8 protein-coding genes are annotated in these 12,063 nt (G+C 65.9%); 4 read left to right on the top strand and 4 right to left on the bottom strand.

What is annotated here, in order from left to right:
* Window positions 1-573 precede the first annotated feature (573 nt).
* The 4 genes from lon to QOU61_RS27990 form a co-directional block, all read right to left on the bottom strand.
* Entirely contained in the window at window positions 574-2,967 is a 2,394-nt protein-coding gene (gene lon, locus QOU61_RS28005) for an endopeptidase La (RefSeq protein WP_289654445.1), read from the bottom strand.
* Between the two features lie 8 nt (window positions 2,968-2,975).
* Entirely contained in the window at window positions 2,976-3,377 is a 402-nt protein-coding gene (locus QOU61_RS28000; RefSeq protein ID WP_289654444.1) for an Hsp20/alpha crystallin family protein, read from the bottom strand.
* Window positions 3,378-3,557: 180 nt separating this feature from the next.
* Window positions 3,558-7,070, bottom strand: coding sequence for a molybdopterin cofactor-binding domain-containing protein (locus tag QOU61_RS27995; protein ID WP_289654443.1), 3,513 nt, complete (start codon window positions 7,068-7,070; stop codon window positions 3,558-3,560).
* Window positions 7,070-7,552: a (2Fe-2S)-binding protein gene (locus QOU61_RS27990; protein WP_289654442.1), complete on the bottom strand. Its 483-nt coding sequence runs from the start codon at window positions 7,550-7,552 to the stop codon at window positions 7,070-7,072. The genes QOU61_RS27995 and QOU61_RS27990 overlap by 1 nt, the downstream gene beginning before the upstream one ends.
* A gap of 254 nt (window positions 7,553-7,806) precedes the next feature.
* On the opposite strand from QOU61_RS27990, the gene QOU61_RS27985 reads away from it, so the two are divergent.
* The 4 genes from QOU61_RS27985 to QOU61_RS27970 are packed head-to-tail and all read left to right on the top strand — an operon-like array spanning window position 7,807 to window position 11,979.
* Window positions 7,807-9,258, top strand: a complete 1,452-nt coding sequence (locus tag QOU61_RS27985) for a 6-hydroxynicotinate reductase (RefSeq protein ID WP_289654441.1) — start codon at window positions 7,807-7,809, stop codon at window positions 9,256-9,258.
* The gene (locus QOU61_RS27980) at window positions 9,255-10,151 is read left to right on the top strand and encodes a UPF0280 family protein (RefSeq protein ID WP_289654440.1); all 897 of its coding nucleotides are present in this window, start codon (window positions 9,255-9,257) and stop codon (window positions 10,149-10,151) included. The genes QOU61_RS27985 and QOU61_RS27980 overlap by 4 nt, the downstream gene beginning before the upstream one ends.
* A 17-nt stretch (window positions 10,152-10,168) precedes the next feature.
* Window positions 10,169-10,753 (top strand): amino acid synthesis family protein, encoded by a 585-nt coding sequence (locus QOU61_RS27975; protein WP_289654439.1) that lies wholly within the window; start codon window positions 10,169-10,171, stop codon window positions 10,751-10,753.
* 23 nt (window positions 10,754-10,776) lie between these two features.
* Window positions 10,777-11,979: an ABC transporter substrate-binding protein gene (locus QOU61_RS27970; protein ID WP_289654438.1), complete on the top strand. Its 1,203-nt coding sequence runs from the start codon at window positions 10,777-10,779 to the stop codon at window positions 11,977-11,979.
* Window positions 11,980-12,063 lie beyond the last annotated feature (84 nt).

Below are 12,063 nucleotides of genomic sequence, written 5' to 3'. Positions count from 1 at the left end.
TCACGGACGTTGAGCGCGGGATGCGATGGACGCGATGATATCGCCAGGCGAGCGACAATCATTGCGGACGGCGAAGGCGTGTGGTTCTGATGCCCCGACGCTGGCATCAAGTTCGCGGGCGATCCGCTGACGACGGAGACAAGAAAGCCCGGTCTCCGGGAAGAGCACGCAGGAAACCGTTAAAACCAATCGCGCGGGGAAGGCCGGACTGTTTCGGTCAAACCTGTGGTGACTAACTCGTGTGCTTTTTTGTTGCACGCGAGGCTGCGGGTGCGACCAGCATCCGGCTTTCCCTGCGCCCTCATCGGAGGGTCTTGATGCGAACAACCCGGACGCAACGGCGCCGCGGGAAGGCGAGGTCGTACGCCGCCGCCGTCATGCCCCGCGCAAGCGGGGCATCCAGTATCCCAGAGGCGTCTCAAATGAGCACGATCGTCGCTGGAATACTGGATCGCCCGGTCAAGCCGGGCGATGACAGCTCAATAGCTCTTTGACATTTGAATCCGGAAAACGGGGTCCTCGGACGTTGTCCTAGCGAAGGCCAGGACCCGTTACGCCGCTGTCGGCGCGCGATCACTCCGCCGCAGCGCTGGGTTGGCGAACGTCCTCAAGCGCCGCCGCGATCGCGTCATCGACCCGTTCGAGCCAGATGAATTCGAGCTTCTCGCGCGCGCCTTGCGGAATGTCGTCAAAATCCCGGCGATTGCGCGCCGGCAGCATCACGCGCTTCAGGCCGGCGGCTGCGGCCGCAACGACCTTCTCCTTGATGCCGCCGACCGGCAACACCAGGCCGCGCAGCGAAATCTCGCCGGTCATCGCCGTGTCGTGCCGCACGGTGCGGTTGGTCAAGAGCGAGGTCAGCGCCGTGAACATCGCAACGCCTGCGCTTGGCCCATCCTTTGGCGTGGCGCCGGCCGGCACGTGGACGTGAATATCGCTCTTTTCGAAGACGGAACCGTCGATGCCGAGTTGGCTGGCGCGGCTTTTCACCAGCGTCAGCGCTGCCTGCACGCTCTCGCGCATGACGTCGCCGAGCTGGCCGGTGAGGATCAGGTTGCCTCGGCCGGGAACGCGGGTCGCCTCGATGAACAGGATGTCGCCGCCGACCGGCGTCCAGGCGAGCCCGGTCGCGACGCCGGGCACGCTGGTGCGAAGCGCAATCTCGCCCTCGAAGCGCGGCTGCCCGAGAATCGCGGTCAGATCCTTGGCCGCGATCATGACGTGGGTCGAGCTGCCTTCGGCGATCTGCACCGCGGCGTAGCGCAACGCCTTGCCGATCTCCCGCTCCAGCGAGCGGACGCCGGCCTCGCGGGTATAGCCCTTGATGATCTGCCGCAATGCCTCAGGCTCGATGCTGGCCTGTTCAGGTTTCAGCCCGTTGGCTTCGAGCTGCCGGCGCACGAGGTAGCGCCGCGCGATCTCGAACTTCTCGTCCTCGGTGTAGCCGGGCAGGCTGATGATCTCCATGCGGTCCTGCAGCGGACCGGGAATGCCGTCCAGCATGTTGGCGGTCGCGATGAAGACGACGCGCGACAGGTCGAAGGGGACGCCGAGATAATTGTCACGGAACGTGCCGTTCTGCTCGGGATCGAGCACCTCCAGCATCGCCGCCGACGGATCGCCCTGGATGCCGCGGCCCATCTTGTCGATCTCGTCGAGCATCATCACGCAGTTGCGCGCGCCCGCCTTCTTGATCGCCTGGATGATGTTGCCAGGCAGCGCGCCGATATAGGTGCGCCGGTGGCCGCGGATCTCGGCCTCGTCATGCACGCCGCCGAGGCTGACGCGCACGAACGGGCGCTCCATCGCGCGTGCGATCGATTGTCCGAGCGAGGTCTTGCCGACCCCGGGCGGGCCGACGAAGCAGAGGATCGGCGCCTTGCCTTGCGGCGCCAGCTTGCGCACCGCCAGGTATTCGATGATGCGCGCCTTGATTTTCTCGAGGCCGAAATGGTCGGCATCGAGAATCCGCCGGGCTTCCGCGATGTCGATCGGCTTCTCCTCGGGCAGGCTCCAGGGCAGGTCGATCAGCCAGTCGAGATAGCTGCGCACCATGCCGGATTCGGCAGCCGCTTCCGGCATCCGCTCGTAGCGGCGCAGCTCCTTGCGGGCCTGGCCCTCCGCCTCGGGCGGCATCTTGGCCTTGGTGATGGCTTCGTTCAGCTCGGCGACTTCCTGCGCCTTGCCGTCGCCTTCACCAAGCTGGCGCTGGATGGTCGCCATCTGCTCGCGCAGGATCGCCTCGCGCTGACGCTCGTCGAACGCAGCCTTGGTCTTCTGCCCGATCTCGTTGCTGATCCGCAGCACCTCGAGCCGTTCCGCGAGGAAGCGGGAGACCTTGTCCATGCGCGCCGAGAGGTCGATGGTCTCGAGGATCTCCTGCTTTTCGGCCGGCTTGATGTCCATGTAGGACGTGGCGAGATCGGCGAGCGCGCCCGGCGCGGTCATGCCCTGAAACGCCGCCACGAGCTCGGGCGGGGACTGCGGCAGGAGCTGGATCGCCTCGATCGCCTGCCGCTGCAGGTTGAGAAAGCGCGCCTCGATCTCCGGAGAGGTCGTCGTCGGCTCCGGGATGTGAAGGACGCGCGCGGCGAGGAACGGCGTGCCCGGGAGAAAGTCGAGCACGCGGGCGCGCTGGACGCCCTGGCAGATGATGTGATGGGTCTCATCCGGCGCGGTGATGTAGCGCACGATATTGGCGATGGTGCAGACACGATAGAGATCGTCAGGCGAGGGGTCGTCGACCTCGGGATTGCGCTGCAGGAGGATTCCGATCTGCCGCTGGTCGCGCAAGGCCTGCTGCGCGGCGGCAACCGACTTCGCCCGCGCGACCGTCACTGGCGCAACCACGCCCGGAAACAGCACCATGTTGCGGACCGGAACGATGATCAGGGCATCGTCGGGGATGCGGACGGTATCGACATCCGGCGTGCGCGGAGAGGCGTTGGTTTCGTCGTTGACAGCCATGGACGACCTCACACTGACTTGAGGAGGCGCAATGCGATGCAGCCGTTGACGTCGAAGCGGCTGACGGCATAGCGGCCGAGGGGAAGGGCGATGCGGCGCTCGAAGCGACCCTGCGGAAGCTCAAGCCGGTGGATGCGGGCGTTGCGCAGCTCGTCGGGCAGGGTCCTTCGGCCGCTGATGACAAGGATTCCATCTTTGACCACGGCTTCCACCTGCTCCGGATCGACGCCAGGCAGCGCGACGAGGATGAGGAATTCGCTGTCGGTTTCCAGCACGTCGATCGGTGGTTCCCAGGTCGGCTCCTGGGACGTGGAGTGCAGGCTGAAGAACTGCTGGCGCATCCGTTCGGCGCGCACCAGCGTGTCGATGGCGTCGGACAGCATCCAGTTGAGCGGATCTTTGGGAGCCATTTGTCGTCTCGCTGATACAGGGCGCCTCAATCATGAGCCGGACCGGGGAACCTGGTCCCGCTCGGGGATAGAATAGACATTCGGCGGACCTTGAGGAAGCGCCAGGGGTGGCCCAAGGCGGTGGTCTGAAGGTCCGTCCAGACGGGAGGCAGTTGGATGGCTTCATCAACGACATGGAGTTCAATTCGCGGCCGCCCTGACGCGCGCGACCGCCGCACGGGTCTCGGTCCAGGCCTGCTTGTCGGGCGCGAACTGCTGCCGAAGGAAGCTCACGAGCTCCGCGACCTGGTCGTCGTTCAGGTGGTCCCTGAAGGCTGGCATATAGCCGAGGTTGCTCGACGCCGGCTCCATGACCCCGTGCAGGATGACCTGGATCAGGTTGTCGGGATTATCGCTGTGCAGATTGCTGTTGAGCGCGAGCGAGGGGCGACTGCCGAACAGCGGCGGCCCGCCGACTTCGTGGCACACCGCACAGGCGCCGCGATAGAGCCGTGCGCCGGCGGAGGAGAGCACGTCAAGCTTCGTTGCGGTCTCCAGTTGCGTTGCAAGCTGCGTCTGCGCTTGCCCGCCGGGCGCGCGGTCATCGAACGATGCAAGATAGACCGCCATGGCGCGGATATCCTGATCGGGCAGGGCCGCGAGTTCTTTCACGACGGGCGCCATGGGACCCGCGGCCACGCCATGGAGGTGCGCATAGCCGGTGCGCAAATAGGCGAACAGCTCGTCCTCATTCCACGGGATCGGGGCGCGCGACAGCGAGGTCAGCGCCGGCGCCTCCCAGCCTTCGGCAAATCCGCCGGCGAGATAGCCGTTTTGTTTCTCCGCGCCGAGCGCGTTGCGCGGCGTGTGGCACGCTCCGCAATGGCCGAGGCCTTCGACCAGATAGGCGCCGCGATTCCAGATGTCCGATCGGTCGGGATCAGGCTGGAACGTGCCGGGCTGGTGGAACAACGCATTCCAGCCAGCCATCAGCGGTCGCAGGTTGAACGGAAACGCCAGCTCGTTCTTTGGCGTCTCGGCGCGCACCGGCGCCTGCGCCATCAGATAGGCGTAGAGCGCCTGCAGGTCGGCATCATTGGCCTTGGCAAAATGCGTGTAGGGAAAGGCCGGATAGAGATGCCGCCCGTCGCGATGGATGCCTTCACGCATCGCGCGCTCGAAGGCCGGATACGACCACGCGCCGATGCCGGTCTCGACGTCGGGCGTGATATTGGTGCTGTGGATCACCCCGAACGGGGTTGCGAGCGGCCGGCCGCCGGCGTTGAGGATGCCGCGTGCTGCAGTATGGCAGACCGCGCAGTCGCCGAGCGCGGCCAGCTCCTTGCCGCGGGCAATCGTTGCGGCGGAATAGACCGATGCGTCTGGCCTGGCGATCGGCGCGATCGCGCGCCAGGGCAGCATGGCGGCGCCGATGCCGATCGCGGCAGCGCAGGCCGCAGCGAGACCGGCGAACACGCCTCGTCGGCCTGCGAATGGGTTGCGCCATTTGTCCAACGCGGGCGCGGCCGCTGGCGGTGCCGAGAGCCGCTCCGGCATCGCCGGCGCCTCACCGCGCAAACCCTTGAGGATACGCTCGGGCGTGAACGGCAGCTCGCGGAAGCGCACGCCGGTGGCGTCGAAAATCGCGTTGGCAATTGCTGCCGCACTTGGCACGGACGCGGATTCGCCGACGCCAAGCGGCGGCTGATCCTGCCGCGGCAGCATCAGGACGTCGATTTTCGGAAGCTCCGGGAACTGGATGATGGGGTAGGCGCCCCATTCCCGCGCCGTTACCGCGTGTCGGTCGAACGAAACCTCCTCCATCAGCGCGCGGCTGGTCGACTGGATGACGTTGCCCTCGATCTGATGGCGCACGCCATCCGGATTGATCATCAGTCCGGAATCCTGGCCCGCGACGACGCGCGTGACGCTGACATCGCCGGTGTTCCTGTTGACAGCGACGTCGGCGATCCAGGCCGACCACGCCGCGCCATAGCCCGGAAACTTGCTGTGGACGTAGAGCGCGTAGGCAACGCCGCGCCCGCGCACGACGTCGCCCTCGGGCGTCTGCTCGCGCCATACCGGCCGCGGCTGCCAGCCGGCGCGCTCGGCCACGGCCTTGACCAGATCGATCGCGCGCTTGTCCTTCAAATAGCGCAGCCGATATTCGATCGGATCGACGCCGGCTTCGGTTGCGAGCTCGTCGATATAGGATTCATGGGCGAAGCTGTTGGGCAGCGCGGAGACCCCGCGCAGCCAGGAGGCGCGCAGGATCGGCGGCATGTCGTTCACGACCACGCGCAGATTGTCGTAGTCATAGGGCGGGATCGCGGTGCGGTCGCCCATCTCGAAGATGGCGGGCTCCGGCGCGATCCGGCCCGTGAGCAGCAGCGCCAGGGTTGGCGCGCCGTTGGACGGATAGCGTGTGGAGAAATCGTAGGCCGCGACGCTGCCGTCGGCGTTGAGCCCGCCGTTGATATCCATCAGCTGGGCGGCGCCCTTCGGCTCCCAGACATGCTCCTGCTCGCGCGTGAGCTGGACGCGAACCGGCCGGCCGACCGCACGTGACAGCAAGAGCGCATCGGCGGTGACGTCGTCGGCGCAGTTGCGGCCATAGCAGCCGGCGGCCTCGAGCCGGGTCACCTCGATGCCGGATTCCGGCCGATCGACCAGGAGCGCGAGATCGGCGCGCAGGAGATGCGGGTTCTGGGTGCCGGACCACACCTTGATGCGGCCCTCCTGATAGTCGGCGACCGCGCAGGAGGGGCCGATCGAGCCGTGCATCTGGTAGGGCCAGACATAGGTTCGCGGCATCGCCTTCGTGGCGGAAGCGATCGCGGCGTCGACGTCGCCCTTGTCGGCGAGCTTGCGCGGCGTCGAGGGATTGTCGCGCAGCGTCGTTGCGAGGTCGTTCAGGTCGGGCAATGTCGGCGTCGGCTTCCAGGTCACCTTGAGCTGCGCCGCGGCCTTGATCGCGTTCTCCTCACGCTCGGCGATGACGCCGACAAAATCCCCGATCCTGACGACGGCGACCAGTCCCGGCACATCGCGCACCGAGCCTTCGTCGACCGCGACCAGGCTGGTGCCGACAAAGGCGCCGGCATCGACGCCGGCATAGGGCGGGCGCACCACGCGGCCGTGCAGCATGCCGGGCACGCGCACGTCGTGAACATAGACGAGCTCGCCGGTCGCTTTCGCCGGCAGATCGACCCGCGGCACCGACTGTCCGACGATGCTGTAGGCGCCGACGGCCTTGACGGGCATTTCGTCCGCGAGTTCAAGGCGGATGGTGTCGTCCGAAATCAACTCGCCATAGCTGACACTGCGGTTGTCGTGGCCGCGGATGAGGCCGTCTTCGATCGACAGCTGTTCGACCGGCAGCTCAAGCCGTTCGGCCGCGCGCGCCAGCAGGAACTGCCGCGCCTGCGCTGCCGCCTTGCGCAGGGGCACGGCCGAGATCTGAATGGTTTCGCTCGCGATGGTCGCGCCCTGGTTGGGCGCTTCCGAGGTATCGCCGAGCACGACCACGATCCGCGCAAGGGACACGTCGAGCTCTTCGGCGACGATCTGCGCGAGCGCGGTGCGGATGCCTGTGCCCAGATCGACGTGACCATTGAACGCGCTGACGACGCCGTCGGCCGAAATCTTGATGAAGGTTTCGGTGCCACCTGCGTCGGCTCGGCGAACGATCGATAACGTGCCGGCACCGGCCATCAGTCGCGCGCCTCGACCAGATGTCCGGCGGCGCGCATGGCCGCACGGATGATCTCGATATGCGCGCCGCAGCGGCAAAGATTATAGCGCAACGCTTCGACGATCTCCGCTTCCGACGGATGCGGCGTCCGGTTCAGCAGCGCCCTGGTGGTCATGATCATGCCGTTGAGGCAATAACCGCATTGCGCAGCCTGCTCCGTGATGAAGGCTTGCTGCACCGGATCGGGTTGATCGCGCGAGCCGAGGCCTTCGAGCGTGACGACGTCGCGGCCGATGCAGCCTTCGACGGGGATGACGCAGGAACGCGCCGCGACGCCGTCGATCAGCACCGTGCAGGTGCCGCATTCGCCGAGCCCGCAGCCATATTTCGGTCCGTTCAATTCGAGGTCGTTGCGCAACACGTAAAGCAGTGCGGTATCCGGCGCGGCATCGATGTCATGGATCCTGCCGTTGACGGTCAGGCGGATCGTGGATCGCGTCATCCCTGCTGTTTCCGTTGCGCGCGTGACGTGCCGACAGTACCGTTTGCATACAAACGTGCAAGCGGCGCGCGTATCGCACTGCAACCGGCTGCCCGCTTTGTGGACAATAGGGCAGGCACACTGAGCGTTTGTTCGGCAGCCAGCAAAATCGCGCAAGCGACGGCTTGACAGGTTCTGGGTTCGCGCGCAGGATCGTTCGTATACGAATGAAAAGTCGGATACGGACTTCCGAACCACCACTAGCAGGCTCTGACATGGTGGCTGATACGACAGGTTCCGTTGTCGGCGACAAGATCCGCTGCGATGCCTGCCCGGTGATGTGCTACATCAAGCCGGGCGCGGCAGGCGCCTGCGACCGCTACGCCAATCATGACGGACAGCTCGTCCGCGTAGATCCGCACATCGTCCTGGAGCAGACGGTCTCGCATGGCGGGCGGCTCGTGCCGTTCACCGCCGTAAGCGACTGGGACGGCAAGATCGTGCACGAGCCCAGCATTTTCGTCACCGCGATCGGCGCCGGCACCACCTATCCCGACTACAAGCCAGCGCCCTTCATCGTCTCGTCCGAGGTCGATGGCGTCGATATGGTCACCGTCGTGACCGAAGGCATTTTCAGCTATTGCGGCGTCAAGGTGAAGATCGACACCGATCGTCACCTCGGGCCGGAAACCGCGATCGTGCGCGCGCAGGGCGAGGCGGTCGGTCACGTCACCACAGGCGAGTATGGTTCGCAGATGCTGTCGCTCGGCGGCGTCCATCATCTCACCGGCGGCTCCAAGAAGGAGGGCCGCGTCACCTGCGACACTCTGATGGACTTGAGCAACTGCAAGCCGGTCGAGCTCGCCATCGACGGCGGCGCCACCGTGGTGGTGCAGGCCGGTCGGCCGCCGATCGTCAACGGTACTGCAGAGGAGCGCATGCGGGTCGGCTGCGGCTCGGCGACCATCGGGATGTTCGCCAAGCAATGGCACGGCAAGGTCGACGAAGTCGTCGTCGTCGACGACCACATCACCGGCGTGCTCTCGGAGCACCAGGCCGGCAAGCTGCTCGATGTTCCCGACACCGGCATCAAGATGAAAGGCCGGCGCTCGACGCCGGGCCGTTATTTCCAGGTTGCCGAGCCCGGGACGGGGTGGGGCGGCACCAACATCTCCGATCCGCTTTCGGTGCTGGGGCCATTCAATCCGAAGGAAGCGCGGCCGGGCCTGACCATGCTGATGGTCTCGACCACGGGCGAGCACTCGGCCTTCTATGAGCTCGACGCGGAGCTGCGGCCGATCGAGAAGGAGATTCCGGCCGCACTCAAATTTTCGGTCGAGCGGATCAGGGAAAATTGCGAGCCCGCGCTGTGCACGGTGCTGTTCATGGGCGGGGCGGGCGGATCGCTCCGCGCCGGCGTCACCGACAATCCGGTGCGTCTGACGCGATCGGTGAAGGACGCGCTGACGCGCGTCACCAGCGGCGGCGCACCGGTCTATGTCTGGCCGGGCGGCGGCATCACCTTCATGGTCGATGTCACGCAGATGCCGGTCGGTGCCTTCGGTTACGTGCCCACACCGGCTCTGGTCGCGCCGATCGAATTCACGATGCGGCTGTCCGACTATGCGGCGCTCGGCGGCCATATGGACTATGTGCGCCCGCTGGCGTCGATCCGGGAAAATGCTGAGATCCGGCCAATGCCGCACCTGCCCGGACGGCGTCAATGAAAAGGTCGCCGCAAATCGCGCTTCTTCCTGACGGCAGGCGGCTGCATTTGCAGGACGGTCCCATCGATCTGGTCGTCGAGGCAAACGGAACGGCGCCGGCGGTGCGCGCGGCCTATGAGGCGGCAGCGACGCGCTTCACTGGCCTGCTCGATGAACTCTGTGCGGAGCTTGCCGAACTGCGTCGCGCGGCCGATCCCGCGCGCTGCACCTTGCAGGGCGTGGTCGCGCGCCGCATGCATGTGGCGGTCGCGCCATTTGCCGGCAGCTGCTTCATCACGCCGATGGCGGCGGTCGCCGGCAGCGTCGCCGAGGAAATTCTCGGGGCCATGTTGCACGCGGCGCCCTTGAAGCGTGCCTATGTCAACAACGGCGGCGACATCGCATTCCATCTTGCCGAAGGCGAGCAATTTTCGGTCGGCCTGATGGATCGGCCGGATCGTCAGGGCGTGATGCGGATGATAGCCGTCGTCGCCGGCGACCCTGCGCGAGGTGTTGCCACCAGCGGCCGCCATGGCCGCAGCTTCTCGCTCGGCATTGCCGATGCCGTTACGGTGCTGGCGCAGACAGCGGCGCAAGCCGACGCCGCGGCAACCGTGATCGCCAATGCCGTCGATCTGCCGGGACATCCGGCGGTCCTGCGCGTGCCGGCGAATGGACTGCAGCCTGATACCGATCTCGGCGCGCGTCTCGTCACCCGCGACGTCGGTCCGCTGTCCCGGCAGGAAACCGACGCCGCGCTCGATGCAGGCGCCGACCGCGCGCGACAGGTGCTTGCGGCGGGGCTGATCGAAGGCGCAGCGCTTTGCCTGAACCGAGAAATGGTCACGGTCGGCGCCTATAAGGATACTGTTCCGGTGCCGCGCCAGCGTGCGGCGCGCCTGATGCATGCTTGATTGAGAACGAGGCCGACATGAACGCCGTCATCCGCAAGATCGTCACCGTGGTCGAAGAGACGCATAGCGAGATGGGAAAGACGGTCTCGCCGCCGACGCGGCGCGCGGCCGCGATCGCTGTGATCGAAAATCCGTTCGCCGGCCGCTATGTTGAAGACCTCTCGCCCCTGATCGCGATTGGCGAGGAACTCGGCGATCTGCTTGCGAAACGGGCCGTGGCGGCGCTGGGCATCGAAGGGCCGAAGGCGCACAGCTACGGCAAGGCGGCTGCCGTCGGCGAGAACGGCGAGCTCGAGCATGCGGCGGCGATCCTGCATCCCAAGATGGGCGCGCCGGTGCGCAAGGTGCTGGGCAAGGGCGCCGCGCTGATCCCGTCGTCGAAGAAGCGCAGCGGACCGGGCACCACGCTGGACATTCCGCTGGGGCACAAGGACGCGGCCTTCGTGCGCAGCCATTTCGACGGTATGGAGGTGCAGATCAATGACGCGCCGCGTGCCAATGAGATCATGGTTGCCCTTGCCGTCACCGACAGCGGCCGTCCGCTGCCACGGGTCGGCGGCTTGACGGTAGGTGAGATCAAGGGCGAAGACGGTTTGCGATAAAATTTTCAGCACTGGAGGAAGGGATGCGACGGAGACATTTCCTGGCGGCGAGCCTCGCCATTGCGGCGGCGGGCGTGGCCAATTCGGCCATGGCGCAGAGCGAGATCAAGATCGGCGAGATCAACAGCTACTCCCTGCTGCCGGCCTTCACCGAACCCTACCGCAAGGGCTGGCAGCTCGCGGTCGAGGAGGTCAATGCCGCCGGCGGCATCAACGGCAAGAAGCTTGTCGTGATCTCCAAGGACGACGGCGGCAAGCCGGCCGACGCGCAGACCGCGGCCAATGAGCTGGTGTCGAGCGAGAACGTGGCGATGCTGGCGGGCACGTTCCTGTCCAACATCGGGCTGGCCGTCAGCGACTTCGCCAACCAGAAAAAGGTGTTTTTCCTCGCAGCCGAGCCTCTGACCGATGCGATCACCTGGTCCAAGGGCAATCGCTACACGTTCCGCCTGCGCCCTTCCAATTACATGCAGGCGGCGATGTTGGTGGAGGCGGCCGCCAAGCTGCCGGCCAAGCGCTGGGCGACGATTGCGCCTAACTACGAATATGGCCAGTCGGCGGTCTCCGTCTTCAAGAAGCTGATGTCGGAGAAGCGGCCCGATATCCAGTGGGTCGACGAGCAGTGGCCGCCGCAGGGCAAGATCGATGCCGGCCCGGTGGTGCAGGCGGTTGCCGCCGCCAATCCCGAGGCGATCCTCAACGTCACCTTTGGCGCCGACCTCGTGAAGCTCGTGCGCGAAGGCAATACCCGCGGCCTGTTCAAGAACCGGGATGTGGTGTCCTTCCTCACCGGCGAGCCGGAATATCTCGATCCCTTGAAGGACGAGACGCCGGAGGGCTGGATCGTCACGGGCTATCCCTGGTACTCGATCAAGACGCCGGAGCATGAGGCGTTCCTGAAAGCCTATCAGGCCAAGTACAACGACTATCCACGGCTCGGCTCGATTGTCGGCTACGAGACTATCAAGGCCGCGGCCGCGATCCTCACCAAGGCCAATTCGACCGATCCAGAGAAAATGATTGCGGTGGCCGAGGGGCTCTCGGTGCCATCGCCGTTCGGCGAGATCACCTTCCGAAAGATCGACCACCAGTCGACGCTCGGCGCCTTCGTCGGCAAAACCGCCTTGAAGGACGGCAAGGGCGTCATGGTCGATTCGGTTTATCGCAAGGGCTCCGACTATCTGCCTTCTGACGCTGAGATCGAGAAGATGCGTCCGAAGGACTAAGGTTCACCCTCTCCGCGCTCTTACGGGGTGAGGGCGAGGGGTGAGGGGCTATCTTCACCAGCGAACAGGTGGAGAGTCCCCCTC

The sequence above is a fragment of the Bradyrhizobium sp. NP1 genome (assembly GCF_030378205.1).
Classification (GTDB): Bacteria; Pseudomonadota; Alphaproteobacteria; order Rhizobiales; family Xanthobacteraceae; genus Bradyrhizobium.
Note: the sequence above shows the minus strand (reverse complement) of the source record. Positions and strands in the feature narration are given on the sequence as shown.